The 17,020-nt window shown below is 42.8% G+C and carries 16 protein-coding genes and 1 tRNA gene; 6 read left to right on the plus strand and 11 right to left on the minus strand.

The genetic code is table 11. The features are described 5' to 3' along the window. Nucleotides 1-2 precede the first annotated feature (2 nt). Nucleotides 3-440: a cupin domain-containing protein gene (locus tag QZ019_RS01735; protein WP_295481877.1), complete on the minus strand. Its 438-nt coding sequence runs from the start codon at nt 438-440 to the stop codon at nt 3-5. A 117-nt stretch (nt 441-557) separates the two neighbouring features. Between QZ019_RS01735 and QZ019_RS01740 the strand changes: the two genes are divergently transcribed. Then, nucleotides 558-1,286, plus strand: a complete 729-nt coding sequence (locus QZ019_RS01740) for an RluA family pseudouridine synthase (RefSeq protein WP_295481879.1) — start codon at nt 558-560, stop codon at nt 1,284-1,286. A 251-nt stretch (nt 1,287-1,537) separates the two neighbouring features. Then, on the plus strand, nt 1,538-2,902 hold the full coding sequence (locus QZ019_RS01745) for an SEL1-like repeat protein (RefSeq protein ID WP_294564052.1): 1,365 nt from the start codon (nt 1,538-1,540) through the stop codon (nt 2,900-2,902). Nucleotides 2,903-3,142: 240 nt separating this feature from the next. Here QZ019_RS01745 and djlA read toward each other — a convergent pair whose 3' ends face one another. The 7 genes from djlA to prfB form a co-directional block, all read right to left on the minus strand. Then, nucleotides 3,143-4,063: a co-chaperone DjlA gene (gene djlA / locus QZ019_RS01750; protein ID WP_294564049.1), complete on the minus strand. Its 921-nt coding sequence runs from the start codon at nt 4,061-4,063 to the stop codon at nt 3,143-3,145. 5 nt (nt 4,064-4,068) lie between these two features. Next, the gene (gene murU, locus QZ019_RS01755) at nt 4,069-4,746 is read right to left on the minus strand and encodes an N-acetylmuramate alpha-1-phosphate uridylyltransferase MurU (RefSeq protein ID WP_294564047.1); all 678 of its coding nucleotides are present in this window, start codon (nt 4,744-4,746) and stop codon (nt 4,069-4,071) included. Continuing rightward, nucleotides 4,737-5,711 carry a phosphotransferase gene (locus QZ019_RS01760; RefSeq protein ID WP_295481882.1) on the minus strand — a complete coding sequence of 325 codons (975 nt, stop codon included), beginning with the start codon at nt 5,709-5,711 and terminating at the stop codon, nt 4,737-4,739. The genes murU and QZ019_RS01760 overlap by 10 nt, the downstream gene beginning before the upstream one ends. After that, nucleotides 5,704-6,414, minus strand: coding sequence for a tRNA (guanosine(46)-N7)-methyltransferase TrmB (gene trmB / locus QZ019_RS01765; RefSeq protein WP_294564042.1), 711 nt, complete (start codon nt 6,412-6,414; stop codon nt 5,704-5,706). Before trmB ends, QZ019_RS01760 begins: the two co-directional genes overlap by 8 nt. Then, the gene (gene dapA / locus QZ019_RS01770; RefSeq protein ID WP_009143036.1) at nt 6,414-7,295 is read right to left on the minus strand and encodes a 4-hydroxy-tetrahydrodipicolinate synthase; all 882 of its coding nucleotides are present in this window, start codon (nt 7,293-7,295) and stop codon (nt 6,414-6,416) included. Before dapA ends, trmB begins: the two co-directional genes overlap by 1 nt. A gap of 109 nt (nt 7,296-7,404) precedes the next feature. After that, nucleotides 7,405-8,931: a lysine--tRNA ligase gene (gene lysS, locus QZ019_RS01775; RefSeq protein WP_295481885.1), complete on the minus strand. Its 1,527-nt coding sequence runs from the start codon at nt 8,929-8,931 to the stop codon at nt 7,405-7,407. 15 nt (nt 8,932-8,946) lie between these two features. Continuing rightward, nucleotides 8,947-10,006, minus strand: a protein-coding gene (gene prfB / locus QZ019_RS01780) for a peptide chain release factor 2 (RefSeq protein WP_294564449.1) whose coding sequence is annotated in 2 segments (ribosomal slippage) — nt 8,947-9,969 and nt 9,971-10,006 — 1,059 coding nt in all. Because the reading frame shifts where the segments join, the coding sequence is not laid out codon by codon here. 482 nt (nt 10,007-10,488) lie between these two features. Between prfB and QZ019_RS01785 the strand changes: the two genes are divergently transcribed. The 3 genes from QZ019_RS01785 (at nt 10,489) to nadC (ending at nt 13,943) form a co-directional block, all read left to right on the plus strand. Beyond that, the gene (locus tag QZ019_RS01785; protein WP_294564031.1) at nt 10,489-10,947 is read left to right on the plus strand and encodes a type III secretion system chaperone; all 459 of its coding nucleotides are present in this window, start codon (nt 10,489-10,491) and stop codon (nt 10,945-10,947) included. A 30-nt stretch (nt 10,948-10,977) separates the two neighbouring features. After that, a complete protein-coding gene (locus QZ019_RS01790; RefSeq protein ID WP_295481887.1) occupies nt 10,978-12,870 on the plus strand; it encodes a hypothetical protein in 1,893 nt (630 codons plus the stop codon). Between the two features lie 227 nt (nt 12,871-13,097). Continuing rightward, nucleotides 13,098-13,943 carry a carboxylating nicotinate-nucleotide diphosphorylase gene (nadC, locus tag QZ019_RS01795; RefSeq protein ID WP_295481889.1) on the plus strand — a complete coding sequence of 282 codons (846 nt, stop codon included), beginning with the start codon at nt 13,098-13,100 and terminating at the stop codon, nt 13,941-13,943. 56 nt (nt 13,944-13,999) lie between these two features. Here nadC and alr read toward each other — a convergent pair whose 3' ends face one another. From alr to QZ019_RS01810, 3 genes are all read right to left on the minus strand, one after another. Further along, entirely contained in the window at nt 14,000-15,079 is a 1,080-nt protein-coding gene (gene alr, locus QZ019_RS01800; RefSeq protein WP_294564022.1) for an alanine racemase, read from the minus strand. A gap of 12 nt (nt 15,080-15,091) precedes the next feature. Further along, the gene (dnaB, locus tag QZ019_RS01805; RefSeq protein ID WP_295481891.1) at nt 15,092-16,540 is read right to left on the minus strand and encodes a replicative DNA helicase; all 1,449 of its coding nucleotides are present in this window, start codon (nt 16,538-16,540) and stop codon (nt 15,092-15,094) included. 115 nt (nt 16,541-16,655) lie between these two features. After that, nucleotides 16,656-16,732, minus strand: a tRNA-Arg gene (locus QZ019_RS01810). Nucleotides 16,733-16,938: 206 nt separating this feature from the next. On the opposite strand from QZ019_RS01810, the gene QZ019_RS09870 reads away from it, so the two are divergent. Next, nucleotides 16,939-17,020: sugar phosphate nucleotidyltransferase (locus QZ019_RS09870; RefSeq protein WP_366936830.1), on the plus strand; the 82-nt coding region annotated here is incomplete at its 3' end.

Raw genomic sequence — 17,020 nt, forward strand, 5'->3', positions numbered from 1 at the left:
AATTAATCAGGAAGCTTGGCATACTCTTCGTCGCTGACGGCTTCAAGCCATTCGTTGCTGCAGTCCTCACCCGGGACGGCAATTGCGATGTGGGAAAACCAGCTGTCTTGTTTGGCACCGTGCCAATGTTTTACGTTAGCGGGGATCATTATCACTTTCCCGGGAGTAAGGCTTACTGCGTTCTTTCCTTCTTCCTGATACCATCCCTCTCCTGCAGTACAGATAAGAAGCTGTCCGCCGTTTTTTGCCGCATGATGAATATGCCAATTATTGCGGCAGGAAGGCTCGAAGGTAACGTTTGATACGTGAAGGCTGCAGTCATTGCCGGTAAGCGGATTTAAAAATGAGTTGCCGATAAAGTATTTGGCAAAAGCTGTGTTGGTTTTCCCGAGACCGAAAACATTTATTGCGTCAAATTGCGCTTTATCTTGAATTTTCACCTTTATTCTCCTTACTCTTCTTATTCATTCTTATTGTAGAAAATGTCTATGTAGTTTTTACATTATTTTTTGTGCTAAATTTCAGTTCTGAATTTGATATTTGTTTGTAAGAAAAATATGACAGAAGATTTTGTATATAATCCGCCTCTTTTTCCTTTTTTAGATGTTCTTTATGAAGATGACGACATAATGGTAGTTAATAAGCCGTCAGGTTTATTGTCTGTTCCCGGCAGGCTTAAAGAACATCATGACAGTATTTTAAGCAGAATCAAAAGTTCGTATCCGGATGCCTTTGCCGTGCATCGTCTGGATATGGGGACGTCGGGAGTGTTAGTCGTAGGTCTTAACAAAAATGCCGTCTCAAACCTCGGCAAACAATTCATGGGACGTGAAGTTAAGAAGATTTATATCGCGATTGTTGACGGAATAATCGAAAAAAGCGGTAGCGTGTCTTTGCCTTTGATTTTGGATATTAATCACCGCCCCTATCAAAAAGTGGATTTTGAGGTCGGCAAACCTGCTTTGACCTTTTATGAACCCTTATGCCATGACGGTAAAACTACTTTAGTCAGACTGTTTCCTTTAACCGGCCGCTCTCATCAGCTGCGTGTTCATTTAAAAGAAATCGGTCATCCGATTTTAGGCGATCATCTATATGCTCCGCCTGAGATTAGGGACGCAAGTCCTCATCTTTATCTGCACGCGGGATGTTTGAGTTTTTGCCATCCCGTTTCAGGCAATAGAATGGAATTCTGTGCCCCGCCTCCTTTTGATATACCAAGTGAATTTATGCCTAATAACAGTTGGTTTGAGCTGATCCCTAAGGAAATTGACTTTCCGGCTTAAATGCCGAAGATCCTACTGCTAAACAACAATAGAGCTACTGTTATCAGTTTCGGCGGGTTTCTGCAGTTGACCTCTTGTACGGTTTGCTTGACAGGTCAGTAGGTATGGTTCTGCACTTTGATTTAGGCAGACATCTCCGTGGCATAATATTACAGCCAATTTTCAGGCGGCCTCCTTGATGGAAAGTCAGCAGTTCTTTTGGCACAAATAAAGCCTGAAAACCGAACACACATTTTTTAACGGGAGTTAAAATGAAAAAGAATTTCCTCATTATGGCTCTGTTTGCCGCGATAACTTGTTGTGCAAACGCCTCGCAAGCGGCCAGTCAATCCGACCTGATTGAGGCTTGCAAGCAAAAAGATTTTCAAAAATGCGCCGAGCTCACTACCGCACTTTTGGATGATTTTGATTACGACAACGCCCTCAAGTACGCCAAAATGGCCTGCGATTTTGGTGACGGCGCCTCTTGCGCCACCGCGGGCGATATTTTGGCAAACCAGTCCGTCGACGAAAATGAGGGCAAAGTTTTTAAAGAGGCCAACACATATTATCTCAAGGCATGTGAACTCAAATCCGGGACTGGTTGCACCGCGGTTGGTTTGAATTACGAGCAGGGTAAGGGCATCGGACCAGATTACGCCAAAGCCGCTCAATATTTTAAACAAGCTTGTGACTTGAAAGATCCCCAAGGGTGTTTCAACATGGGCAGGATGTACTCAATCGGAGTCGGGGGCAAGCAAGATCACCCTAAGGCAATTGAATTTTTAAAAAGAGCCTGCGATTTGAAGGATGCAAAATCATGCGCCTCGGTGGGTGTCTACATCTATAATGGCACGGGCATTAAACAGAATTTCAAAGAAGCCTCAAAATATTTCAACAAAAGCTGTGACTTGAACAACAACACCGGTTGCACCTACGCGGGCTTGATGTACGAGAACGGCGAGGGGGTGAAAAAGGATTACGCCAAGGCTTATCAATATTTTGACAAAGCCTGCAACCTGAATGTGATGGATGAGCCTAACAGTGACGCTTGCTACATGCTCGGTCAATATAATCAACTTGGCAAAGGTGGAAGAAAAAACGAGACCAAGGCTGCAGAAATTTATACCAAAGGCTGTGATTTCAATGACGGGAGAAGCTGCGGTGCTCTGGCAAGTTTGCACTTTAACAAAGTCACAACAAGGAAGAGTCCTGAGGCCTTCGAGGCTTTCAAGTACGCCACGAAAGGTTGTGAGCAGAGTGACGGACAAAGCTGCATTGTTCTCGGCCTCATTTATTACAACGGTCTTACCGGAGGGTTTGATACTTTTAAGGCATTTGAGCTTTTTAAACGCGCCTGTGACCTAAACAATCCCCAAGGATGTATCTACGCCGGCAACAGTACCGCATCCGGCACCGGTACCATTCAAAATCTGACAAAGGCTTTTGAGTTCATCAAAAAAAGCTGTGATCTTAACTCGCCCGAAGGCTGTTATGAAATGGGCACGTACTATCACGGCGGAAACGGGGTCAAACAGAGTTACAAACTTGCCAAAGAGTGTTATCGCAAGTCCTGTGATCTGAACTATCAAAAAGGTTGCGATTCTTTGAAACAGCTTAACACCAGAGGATACTGATAACTTAAAGCTTAAAGAAAGCCATAAGTTTCAGCACCGCGGCCCGAGCCTTGACATCGGCCGCGGGTTTTCCATCTTGGTCAAAGGAGGAGCACGATAACTTGCAGGGGTCCTGCAATTGTCCTTACCCTCTTTTCACCCTCGTCCATCTGTGTCTACCATATATCCGCGATGATCTTCGCCCTAAAGATCCGGGGTTGCAGCTGATCTTTTTAGATAAAAAAACATTTTTACTAAATTTTAGTTTTCGCCGCGGGCTTTTTTAATGAGGTCAAAAGCTGCCTGAATATCCTGCGCTTTTTGCGTATATAAACGAACCATCTCCGGAGGAAGTCCTTGGGATGCCAGTCTGTCAGGATGATATTTAAGCATGAGCTTACGGTGAGCACGTTTTATTTCCTCAAAAGGAGCGTCGGGACTTACGCCTAAAATGTCGTAGGCATTTTTAAGCTCATCCTGGCGCGGCTGCTGTTGATATGAGCCTCTGTTATATGAGCTGCCGCCTGAGGAATAGTCGTTTTGCCGGTAACTGCCTTGGCTGTAGCCTCCTTGCTGATAGGCATTGCGGAACTGCTCTGAGTATTTGGCAAACTGCATTTCGGCAAAGCGCATGCGGATAAGCCTTTCCATTGCCGTAGTTGAGATGCCGAGCTTTGATGCAATTTCCAGCAGGCGCTGGTGTTCAAGAGATGAGAGTTCATTGTCGGCAAGAGCAATTTGCACTACGATTTCAAGAACATAGGAGATAATTACCGGATTTTCTTTGCCGAAAGCTGAAAGTTTAAAGAGCTCGGAATCAAGCGGAAAACTTTCCGATTTCCCGTAATTAAAAGCTTCAATGGCGCGCTGAGTAGCGTTTGCATCAAGCTGCATGGTGCGCATGAACATTTTGGCGCGTTCAATCTGTGCTTCGTTGATGCGTCCTGCGCCGCGAGCAACGTAACCCATTAAGCAGAAAGTAAGTCTTATAAGCTCTTGGCTTTGGGCGGTATTGCTTCTGAAAGAAAAAGCGGCATTGGCAGCCTGGCTTTGACGCTCTGCCATAATGCGCTTTTTATCAAAATAAAACCATCCGATTGCATATCCGATGATTGCGCCGATGATGTTTAATAAAAATAAACCGACGATAGTGCCGATAATTCGACCCTTCCAGTTACCCATAAACTTTAACCCCTGTTTTTGATGTATTCGTTGATGATATTAAGCCGCTCGATAGTTCCTGCGTCAAACCAGGGTTCATCAAATACGCATCCTTGAAGTGCGCCAGCGGCAATCCACTTGTCAAATAGCGGTCGTAATTTTAATCTGCAAACGTTCATGTGGGCAAAGGCTGTTTTTCTGTATAAAGCAGTTCCGCTGAACGTATAGCTATTACCGTATTGTACTAGTCCGTCTTCCCCAAGGGCAAAATCTCCTTTTAAATTGTGAGCGGGATTTTTCACAAGGTACAGTCTTGCACAGATATTATCGGGAAGTTTTCTTTGCAAAAACTTAGCATAAGAAACATCCATATAAGTATCGCCGTTTACTACTAAAAAAGTATCGGAAAGATAAGGCAGAGCTTTAATGATGCCGCCGGCTGTTTCAAGTCCGCCGGGTCCCTCTACGCTGTGAGTTATGTGAACGCCGAATTGTTTTCCGTCGCCTAGAAAATTTACGATTTTGTCAGAAAGCCAGGCGCTGTTTACCACTATATCAGTAATGCCTGCTTCTTTTAATGCTTTTATATGGCGTACGATAAGAGGAACTCCGCCTGCATCAATAAGCGGTTTTGGGGTAGTGTCGGTTAAAGGACGCAGACGTTCGCCTCGGCCTGCGGCCAAAATCATTGCTGTTATGGACATAAAGTTTTAACAAGAGGAATAAGTTTTATAAGAAATTCGTGTAAAGATTCAAATCCCGGTAATAGAGCGCTTTCGTTTATTGCGTAATTTAAAACGCGCGGCAGATCTTTTAAATATCCGTTTTTGTGATCGCGTATATTTAATCTGCAGAATATTCCGAGAACTTTAAGATGGCGTTGCAGCGATACGGCTTCAAGATTGCGCTTGAAGCCTTCAAGTGATAAATCTTCAGTAAGATTTAATTTTTTGTAGGAGGCAAAAGTCTTAACGGTTATTTTGTCAATTAAAACTTGAGGCAAGACTTTATAGCAGTCAAAAAGCAGGGAAGCAAGATCGTAAGTAATCGGACCTTTAACCATGTCCTGGTAATCAATTACCGCCAACTTGTCTTGTACGATCATGATATTGCGGCTGTGAAAATCACGGTGCATGGCTATCTGAGGCTGCTTTAGACATAAATCGGCAAGCTTTGAAAAGCTGTCCTGAAGCATTTTGGCGTCGCTCTTATCAAGCGTAAGGTTAAAAGCCTTATTTAACATCCATTCGGGAAATAAAGACAGCTCAAATAATATAAAGTCGCGATCAAAAGGCGGAAGATCTTCCGTTGCAACGGTCGCAAGGTCGGTTAAGACATTAACCGTTTTTTCATACCAAAAACTTTCCTCTTTGTCTTTGGCGATATCTGCAAATAATGTCGAACCTAAGTTTTCTAAAAGGAAAAATCCTTTATCTAAATCGTAAGCAAAAATTTGCGGTACATAAATGCCGGCGTCATGCAGTTTTTTATTTATCGCAATAAACTCACGATTTTTTTGAGATGAAGGAGGAGAGTCTACGGCAATTTTATCGCCGTATATAAAGTAACGGCGCAAACTGGCGTCGCCGTTTAAAGAAATGAGCTCATATGCAGGTTCATTTATGGAAATAAGCCAGGCTTTGAGCTCATTTTTACGTTGATCAGTCACGGGTAAATACCAAATCCCAGACTCCATGTCCAAGACGTTCGCCGCGCAGTTCAAATTTAGTAAGCGGACGCCAGTCAGGACGAGGAATATAGGTATTGTCGGCAGAAGTGTTGGTAAAACCTGGTGCTTTATTAAAACACTCTAGCATTTCTTCTGCATACTCTTGCCAATCGGTGGCCATTCTTACCTGCGCGCCGTGTTTTAAGATCGGAGTAATGATCTCAATAAAACCGTCATTGATAAGACGACGTTTATGATGACGTGCTTTGGGCCAAGGATCAGGGAAGAATATCTGCAGAATATCCACGCTTTGAGGTTTCAGGCACTTGGTAAGTACAAGATACGCATCGTAATTGATGACTTTAACGTTAGTAAGTCCTTCTTTTTCAATCAGCATCATGGCGGCTCCCACCCCAGGAGGATGAACTTCGATGCCTAGATAATTACGCAAAGGATCGGCCTTTGCCATTTCAACAAAAGACTTACCCATGCCAAAACCGATCTCAACGACCAAAGGAGCCTCTCTGCCGAAAACAGTCTCCATATCAAGAGGTTTTTCGTCAGATACGTCAATAAGATATTTTGGCGAGAGCTCGGTTAGAGCATGTGATTGCGCCGTGGTCATACGTCCGGCGCGAATCACGTATGATTTAATACGATGCTTTTCTAAAAGAGCGTTGTTTTCAGCGTTCTTTTCAGTCATTAGATAAGTTCCAGTTTCTGCATTTCAGCTTTTATTTCAGCTTTGACGCCTTCAGACAAAGGCATTACCGGCAAGCGGCACTCCTCGGTACACAAACCGAGCAGTGAGGCTGCATATTTAGCACCGGCAGGTGACGGCTCTTTGAACATAAGCCCGTGCAGAGTCATCAATTTATCCTGAAGTTCACGTGCCTCGATCCACTTGTTTTCGGCGCATAAGCTTTGAACTTTAGCAACAAGACGCGGAGCGATATTGGCCGTAACTGAAATACAGCCGACGCCGCCTGCCACGTTGTAGCTTACCTGAGTGGCGTCTTCACCTGACAGCCAGGTAAAGTCTTTACGCTTAATTAAAGCTCTTTCTTTCCACGGACGAGCCAAATCGCCGGTAGCGTCTTTAATACCGCAGATATGGGAAAGCTCAGCCATTTTAGCCAAGGTCTCAGGGAGAATATTGACTACGGCACGGCCCGGGATGTTGTAAACGAAAATCGGCAATGAAGTATTGTCGTTAATCATCTTAAAGTGAGCATATAAGCCGGCCTGGTTCGGGCGGTTATAGTAGCCTGCTACATGTAAAAGACCGTCGGCACCTGCTTTTTCGGCTTCTTGTGAGAAATGAACAGCTTCTACCGGGTTATTGGATCCTGCGCCGGCCATAACGGGAACTCTGCCTGCAGCAACAGCGACGGTAGCTTTGATAACACGGACGTGTTCTTCTACGGTTAGGGTCGGGCATTCGCCGGTGGTTCCTGTGGGAACAATAGCATTGGTGCCGTTTTCGATATGCCACTCAACCATTTTTTCCAAGGCGGCTTCGTCAAGCTTGCCGTCTTTAAACGGGGTAATAAGAGCTACTAATGAGCCGTGAAAAAGATGCATTTTTATCCTCGAAAAGAAAGAAAACCTATTAGAGATTAGTTTAGCACTTTAAGTTTAAAGCTCCTAAATGAAAAAATTAAGCCGTGATTTAATTTCACGGCTTTGTGCATTATTTATTCGGACGCAGTGTCGGGAATAAAATTACGTCACGAATTGTATGGCAATTGGTAAAGAGCATGACGGTACGATCGATGCCGATACCTTCGCCTGCAGTAGGAGGAAGTCCGTGCTGCAGTGCTACGATATAGTCTTCATCGTAATACATCGCTTCGTCATCACCGTGTTTTTTAGCTTCAGCCTGCTGGTGGAAGCGGCTTGCCTGATCGTCAGGATCGTTTAACTCCGAGAATCCGTTACCCATTTCGCGGCCGCCGATGAAGAATTCAAAACGATCGGTGTAACGGGGATCGCTGTCTGATCTGCGGGCTAAAGGTGAAATTTCAGCAGGGTATGAGGTAATGAATGTAGGCTGCTGCAAGTGCTCTTCAACCAGCTCATCAAACAAGGCGGCAATGAAATGACCGTGCTCCCATGACGGCATGATTTCAATGTGCAGCTTTTTGCATAATTCTTTAGTCTTTTCCGCATCATCAAGATCTTCCATGGCGATGCCGTTTCCGTATTTAACGATGGATTCCTTCATGGTAAGGCGATCAAAGGGTTTTGCAAAATCAATATCAAGACCTTCCTCGCCCTCTTTGCCGTAGTGAACCTTGGTATCGCCTAAAACTTCAAGCGCCATCTTACGGAAAAGATCTTCAGTGAAGTCGATAAGATCGTGATAGTCATGATAAGCCATATAGAATTCCATCATGGTGAATTCAGGATTATGGCGTACGTCAATGCCTTCGTTACGGAAGTTACGGTTGATTTCATAAACGCGTTCAAAACCGCCTACTACAAGACGCTTTAAGAAAAGCTCAGGAGCGATACGCAGGTACATGTCGATATCAAGAGCGTTGTGATGAGTAATGAAAGGTTTAGCGTTGGCTCCTCCAGGAATGACGTGCATCATCGGGGTCTCGACTTCCATGAAGCGGTGGCTGTCCATGTAAGAGCGGATGAAAGAAACGATCTTGGTTCTTATCTCAAAAGTTCTGCGGGACTCTTCATTGGCGATAAGATCAAGATAACGCTGACGGCAGCGGGCTTCCTGATCGGTAAGACCTTTATACTTCTCAGGCAGAGGGCGCAAAGCTTTAACTAAAAGGCGCAAAGCGGTTACGTGTAAAGTAAGTTCGCCGGTTTTTGTTTTAAATGCATAGCCGGTAACACCGATAATATCGCCCAGATCAAGTTTCTTGAAAAGCTCTTGATATTGTCCTTCAGGCAAGGCATCACGGGTTACGTAAATTTGAATCTTGCCGCCCATGTCCTGTAAAGTGGCAAAAGAGGCTTTTCCCATGATGCGGCGGGTCATCATACGGCCTGCAACGGTGAATGTTTTAGGATCGGCTGCAAGCTCTTCGGCTGATTTATCGCCCAAGGCTTTGATAATATCGGATGAAACGGCATCACGACGAAAATCGTTAGGATACGCCTGTCCTTGTTCACGCAGGGCGTTTAATTTATTGCGGCGCTCCTGCATTTCATTATTGAGATTCTCACCGGTTGCGGAAATATTCTCTTTAGTCATTTTTCTTTCCTTTAATTAAAGCCCGGATTTAAGGCTTGCTTCAATGAATTGGTCTAAATCACCGTTTAAAACTCTTTGCGTGTCACGGCATTCAACTTGAGTACGCAGATCTTTTACTCGAGCATCATCAAGCACATAAGATCTGATTTGACTGCCCCAGCCGATATCGGCTTTGCTGTCCTCAATCGCCTGTTGTTCACTTTGCTGCTTTCTAAGTTCAAGCTCATAGAGCTTGGCTCTTAACTGCTTCATTGCCTGATCGCGGTTTTGAAACTGAGAACGTTCATTTTGGCAGCTGACCACGACGCCTGTAGGAATATGAGTAATGCGGACGGCGGATTCGGTTTTGTTGACATGCTGACCGCCGGCTCCTGATGAACGGAACACATCGATTTTCAAATCGGCAGGATTAATCTCTACTTTGATGTCATTGTCAATTTCAGGATAGACAAAGGCAGAGCAGAATGAAGTATGGCGGCGATTATTGGAGTCAAAAGGAGATTTGCGCACAAGACGATGAATTCCCGTTTCCGTACGCAGCCAGCCGAAAGCATACGGACCTGCAAATTTTAAAGTTGCGGATTTTATTCCTGCAACTTCACCTTCCGAGCATTCAATGACGGTGCAGTCAAAACCGTGTTTCTCACCGAATTTAAGGTACATGCGCATGACCATTTCCGCCCAATCCTGAGCTTCGGTACCGCCCGATCCTGACTGAATGTCCATGTAGCAGTCGGAGTTATCGTTCGGTTTTGAGAACATACGCTCAAACTCAAGAGCGTTTAGCACTTCTTCAAGTTTGTCAGCCTCGGCATAAGCTTCTTTTACGGAGTCTTCATCTCCTTCCTCGCTGCCGAGCTCAAAAAGCATCAATACGTCATCAAAACCTGAATATAATTTGTCAAAACGGGAGACGACAGAGGATAAAACTTGTCTTTCTTTTCCTAATTGCTGTGCTTTTTCCGGATCGTTCCAAACATCCGGATCTTCAAGCAGTCCGTTTACTTCTTCAAGACGTTCCTTCTTGGTCTCGAAGTCAAAGATACCCCCTAAGAGCGTTGGCCCGCTCGGTCATTTCTTTGATTTTTTCGTTTAAGGATATTGTTTCTAGCACGGTTGGCCTTTAATAAAAAATGAAAATTAAAAGCAATATTATAACAAGGATCACAGATCTTTGTATGTAAAAAGAGCTTACAGCAAAAAATATCAATAGCTAAAACTTCGTCTTGAGGAAGAAGAGTAAAGATTTTGGCAAGCTTATTTTTAAGTAGTGTTTTTTGCTAAATATATTGTCAGATTCTGATTTCACTTTAAATTCTGCGCTTTTAGAAAGAATACAACAATATTGAGACGTATATATGATTTTTAGATTGACTGTGTTTTTTATTTAAAGCCGGTAATATATTATATGTTATATACATTTTACACTACACAATAAAAAAGATACGATGTCGTATTGCTCTCTTAAAGATTGGTTTTGAAGTATAAGCTAATTAAAAAGGAAAATATTGACATATCAACCACTGATTAAATCGGCTTATATTTTAGGAGAATGTAATGACAACAGATAACAACAATATAAGCGGAATAGTAGAAAGCGCCGTGAACGCTCTTGACCTTGGTATTGAATGGAATGATTCGGTATCTGGCACTATAGATTTGTATGGAGTTCCGTTAGCCTTTTTCTTTGAGTCGGGGTCGCTGTTTTTTAAGTCATCATTAGGTACCCCTCCTGATGAGATGCTTGAAAATGCCAAGTTTTGGCGTCTTTTAATGGAGCAGAATAATTTTTACTGCAAACTGGCAGGGGCGAGCCTTGGTTATGATGCTGAAAATGGAATTATAACTTTTCAATGGGTTTGGCCTCTTGTTGATATAAATGCTGCGCGACTTGAAAATATGCTGTTAAATTACGGTAAAGGTTTAGAGTACATGCAGACTTTGGTGCAGCAAGGTGTGCATGATCGACATAATGAGCTTCAATCTTTTGAAGAAGCATCACTTTTAAGGGGTTAAAAAATAGGTTTATTAACCAAGGTGGTTTTTATGTCAAATTCTCCTGAAATTATTAAAAACGCTGTGGACTTTACAAAGGCTCAAAGTGAGGGATTAGGTTTTCATTTAAACAGCAAAAATGAAATAAAAACCCACGGTAAATTTACTGCCTTTTTATATCAGATTAGAGATTTGTTTCGCTTTCAAACTACTATTAATGCAGAAAAGGCAAAATTGTCAGAAGCCCTGCAGAATATTTTATCCTCTCATTACGGTATTACTGCAGATCCGGGGTCTAGTCCCAATCTAAGTCCTGCTGAGCTTGATAATTTAAAGCACAATATTAAGCTTGCCTCCGATAGTGCGGCTAATTTCAATAAGCCCGGTGTTGATGTCAAAAAACTGGAAAACGCCATTCATGCTCGTTTAGGAACGGACCTTTCTCCAAAAGAGTTTGATACAGTTAAAAAAGAGATTTTACGCTATGGCAACAGTCAGCTTGAAGCCATGCGCTCTTTGGAGCTTAAGTTGCAAAGGCAAGCCGCAGACAAAAATGGGGCTTATCTTATGAGCTCCTCGCAAATTGAGGATTATGAAGGATTAGTCGAGAGCTTTCTGGCTGAGAAGGCAAGCGGTTCTACGGTTAAAGAAGGAGCAAATCTTTCTGCAAAGAGTGCTGTCATAACAGATGAAAAAGAACTTCTGTCGGTAATTGAATTTGAAATAAAACGTATTGCTGACTTATATGCGCAAAGTGTACCGAAAAATCTTGATGCGGCAGTTAAAGAGATTAGAGATTTCTGTAGTGAGGGTATGACAAAGGACCAGGTTTCAGAGACTGTTAATGATGCTATAGTCGCCGGATTGCTTAATAAGTATGCTTTTGAACGGTTAAACGAATCTAATAGTACGAAGGAACCGACAAAAGAGGAAAAAATTCGAACGGAAATTGAATCTGAAATAAAACGTATTGCTGACTTATATGATCAAAGAGTACCGAATAATCTTGATGCAGCAGTTAAAGAGATTAAAGATTTCTACTATGAAGGTATGCCAAAACACGATCTTTCATCGATTATTAATGATGCCATAGTAGCAGGACTGCTGAAAAAGACCGGAGCTCAAGGAGGAAGTAGAGCTCCTGCGCTTCAAGAGAAAACGATGCCTGATTGCCAAATGCCGGCTCAAAACGGAAATCATATCATTCAAGGACAGTTTTTTAGACAGCAGCCACTCTCTAATACCTGTTTTATCTTAAGTATATTTAACGGATTGTGTAGTTCAGAGCAAGGTGCTAGATGGCTTAACGATCATGTAACGCAAGATCTTGTTCAAAAAGGTACTTTGCATTTTCATCCTCGCGATGCAGAAAATAAGGACTCTGATTTTGAAATTGATATTCACACTCCTGAAGTACAGCAAGTCAGAAATCAGGTTTTAAGCAGAAAAGGGCTCGATTGTATGAGTGATTTCGAGGCGGCTTGTGCCCATGCTTATATGAAATATTTTGATGATGGGTTTGGTAGGGCTTATGTGGATCCTATGGTGAAAGAAATAGGCTTTACCCCTGATCCTGAGGAACCATACATTCCCGGAGATTTGGGAGAAGCCATCGTGATGGCAAATATTTTGGGATTATATGTCGACACTAAATCTATTGTAGAGCCAAGCAGTTTAAAAGAAAATCGGCAGAGAGTTATCACAATGGCACAAGATTTCCTTAGAAATCATAAAGGTATAATTTTACTTCATAAAAACAGCTTGCACTTTACGGCAGTGCAGGATGTAAGGGATAACGGAGATTTTGTCGAACTTGATTCTCTAAACGAATCAGGAACAAGACTACTCGAATTTGACGATGTCGCAAATAGACCTATTAATCTTATTTTTATTTCCTTTACACAAGAAAACCAGTTTAATGCCGAAGATCTTCATAAGGTATAATCGTTTTACGTATTTTGCGCTTTGACCTAAAGGCTTAAGTTATCGGTAGCCAGTCGTGCTGTACTTAATCGACAAAACTTCAGCCTTTAGTTCTGATATCAAATTTTGAACTTTTCAATGCTACAATGAAAATTTATAGGTAATTTAAAAAAAGATATTGTTCGAGCCGCATAGATTAAAAATTGCGCAGCCGAATCAAGCTCTTTCCTTATTTCAAAGGTGAAATCATGCTTGAAGAAGATATTCGTTTAAATGTCGAAAGTGCTCTTAAAGAAGATTTAGGCGGTGTTTTGGATCCAAACCGCGATATAAGCGCTCAACTTATTCCGGCAGATCTTGAAAGCGAAGCTGCGGTAATTTCCCGTGAAAGCGGAATTTTCTGCGGTGAAAAATGGGTTGAAGAAACTTTAAGACAGTTAGGCGGTAATGTTGACGTGACTTGGTTTACCAAGGACGGAGATCATGTTAAGGCAGGACAGGAGCTTTTTCATCTTAAGGGTAATGCACGAGTAATCGCGACAGCCGAACGTACTATTTTAAATTTTGTGCAGATGCTTTCAGGTGTTGCAACGGCAGTGCACTCTTACGTAAAGGAAATGGAGGGTACTTCGTGTAATTTATTTGATACCCGCAAAACCATACCCGGACTTCGTACTGCTTTAAAATACGCCGTAGCTTGCGGCGGCGGCAAGAATCACCGCATCGGACTTTTTGACATGTTTTTTATCAAAGGAAGACATGTTCAGGCGGCAGGCGGAATTAAGAACGCTATTTTAAAAGCAAGAGAAATTGCCCCTGATAAAAAGATAGATATCATGGTCGAAAGTCTTGAAGAGCTTAAAGAAGCGCTTGAAGCAAAAGCCGATGTCATAATGCTTGATAATTTTGATTATGCGCAGATAGAAGAGGCGGTTGCGGTAAACAATCATCAGGCAAAGCTTGAGATTTCAGGTAATGTTAATTTAGAAACGATAGGAAAGTTTGCAAAGACGGGAGTGGACTTTATTTCAGTGGGCGCTCTTACTAAGCATATTACGGCGCTTGAAGTATATATGCGCTTTGCAAAAGATTAATTTGCTAAAAAACAAAGCAGGCGGGTTTTTCCCGCCTGTTTGCTATTTAAGTTTTGTTAAATTAGCTCAACGCGGACGCGCGGCATAACTCTGCAGACTAATTCGTAAGGAATTGTTCCGCACATTTTTGCGATTTTTTCTACGGGAAGCCCCTTGCCCCACAAGATAGCCTCATCTCCGATTTTATCTTGTGAATCGATGCCCAAATCAACAAACAGCATATCCATGCAAACATGTCCTGCCGTTGGAACATATCTGCCGTTTATCAAAACAGGCGTACCGTTAGGAGCAACGCGCGGATATCCGTCGCCGTAGCCTGTTGCCACGATTCCTATGGTAGTGTCGTAAGGTGCGGTCCAAGCGGCACCATATCCGACTTTTGCTCCTTTTTTTACTTTACGTATAGCAATAACCGAGCTTTTTAAAGACATTACCGGTTCAAGACCGAAATCTGCGCCTACCTTATCGTCAAAAGGAGAAATGCCGTACATGATGATACCCGGGCGTACCCAAGAGGTATGTGAGTCAGGCCAGGCCAAGATCCCGGCTGAGTTGCTAAGGCATAAATCTCCTGAAAAATGTTTGGCAGTCTCTCGGAAATAATTGATTTGTGCGATATTGTATTCCGTTTCTGCGGGGGTATCGGCAACGCTCAGATGAGAGATAAGACCGATGGGTTTTAAAACATTAGGACACTCTTCAAGACGTTCTTTCATTTTCATAACATCTTGAGGATCTGCTCCTAAACGATGCATGCCGATATCAATCTTAAGCCAGCAATGTAAAGGTTTTTCCACTTTTGCCCTTTCGATTGCTTCAAGCTGCTCCATATCGTGGACGGCTGTATAAATTTCCGAGCGGGCGATAAACGGAAGATCTTCTTCATTAAAAAAGCCTTCAAGCAGGATAATAGGTTTTTTTATTCCCTGCTCTCTTAAATTTAAAGCTTCATCAAGACGGGCAACGGCAAAAGCGTCAACTTTTTCATAAAGGGCGGATGCCACCTGGTAAAGACCGTGACCGTATGCGTTGGCTTTAACGACAGCTACGATTTTCGATCCGGGTACGTATTTTTTGATGGTATCGATGTTGTTTCTTAAAGCCGTAGTATTGATTTCAGCTGTGGCTGCTTTCATTTTTGGTACCTATTATTGTAAAAGGACGTCGTCGATAGGAGGTACGTCCATCATTGCAACGGTATTGGCTTTATCATAAAAAGCCGTATATGCGCCTTGGAATTGCAATTCAATATCTTTAATAGCGCCGTTACGGTTTTTGCTGACAATTAAAAGGGCTTTGCCGTTATCTTCTCCGTCCCCGCCTCCGTGATAAGTTGCTTCACGGTGCAGGAACATAATCATATCGGCATCCTGTTCAAGGGAGCCTGATTCTCGGAGATCGGAGTTCATCGGACGGTGATCTTTACGGTTTTCTACTTCACGGTTTAACTGTGAAAGCGCGATAACCGGTACGTCCAGATCTTTTGCCAGAAGTTTTAAAGAACGGGATATTTCACCGACTTCAAGGCTGCGGTTTTCAGCTTTTGTTTGTCCTTTCATAAGCTGAATATAGTCAACCATTATGACGGAAAGACCGCCATGTTCAGCCGCAAGCTTACGGGCTCGCGATCTGACTTCAAGAGGAGTAATGTCGCCCGAGTCATCAATATAAAGTTTGTTGCGCTTTACGTTGTCTTCTCCGGTTTCGGTAAGCATGGCAACTTTTCTTATGATGTCGTGCCACTGATTGGTCGTGACTTTTCCTTCGGACAATTCACGCATGCTTACACGGCCGAAGGTTGAAAGCATACGTAAAACTATTTGCTGCGCAGGCATTTCCAAAGAGAAAACCAATGCCGGCTTATGAATATCGGGATTCATTGCGATATTTTCGACGATATTCATGGAGAAAGATGTCTTTCCGACACCGGGGCGTGCGGCCACGATGTTTAAACTGCCTGGCTGTAATCCTGATGTAAGCTCGTCAAGTTCGGAAAATCCTGACGGAATTCCGGTCATTCTTTGTCCTAACTCTTTATCCTGCTGTATTTTTTCGAGCAGCTTTACCGCATGAGTAAGAGCCGGAACAGGACCTGCATCGGTATGGGCATTTTCTTCCGAAAGCTTGAAAATAAGGCCTTGAGCTTCATCATAAAGCTCATCAACGCTGCGCCCTTCAGGCATATATCCCATATTGCTGATCTTTTCGGCGGCGCTGATAAGACGGCGGCGTCTGGCGTTATTCCTGATGATAAGGGCATATTCAATTGCGACGGATTCAGGTGCAGTATTGGCAATAAGCCCTGAAATGTAAGCTTTGCCTCCTACTTTGTCTAAAAGACCGTCATTCTCAAGCAGCGAGCATATGACAGTAGGGTCAAATTCATCTGAAGATGCGGCACGATTTAAAATACAGGAATAAATAATACGGTTTTTTTCTGACGCAAAATCATCAGGATTTAGCGGACCGATTTCATTGCCTATAGCGGCAAGTAAGGTACCGTCACGCATTAATGCGCCTAAAAGATTACGTTCAGCCTCAAGGTTTTTAGGCGGATCTTTTAATGTTTCTTCTTTATTTGAATTTGTTGCGGCCATTATGATCTTTTTGTTTTCAGCAAAAGTGTAGTGCGATTTTAAGACTAAAACCGTTTAATAAAAAGACTTTTTTATAGCCGATATTTTAACATTGATATGGAATTTTTCTAAAGGATGGCGCACCCGGAGAGATTCGAACTCCCGACCGATCGGTTCGTAGCCGATTACTCTATCCAGCTGAGCTACGGGTGCGCAACGTAATGAGGTATTCATCACATTACGGGCAGTGATTATAGCAAAAGTTTTTCCTTTTGCAAGCCTATTTTTAATCAATATTTCATGCTGTTGTAATAAAGGAGAATTTTTTTAGATTTTTGTTAAGAATGAACCGAATCAGTACATCTAAATCGGCATGAATTTAATTTAAAATAGAAACAAAATTTAGGGAGCAGTGTCTGATGTTAAAGAAATCTTCTGTAAAAGGAATCGTGCTTGCAGGAGGAACCGGCAGCCGCCTTTTTCCTATGACGCTTACGGTCA

The sequence above is a fragment of the uncultured Succinatimonas sp. genome (genome assembly GCF_905203285.1).
Taxonomy (GTDB): Bacteria; Pseudomonadota; Gammaproteobacteria; order Enterobacterales; family Succinivibrionaceae; genus Succinatimonas.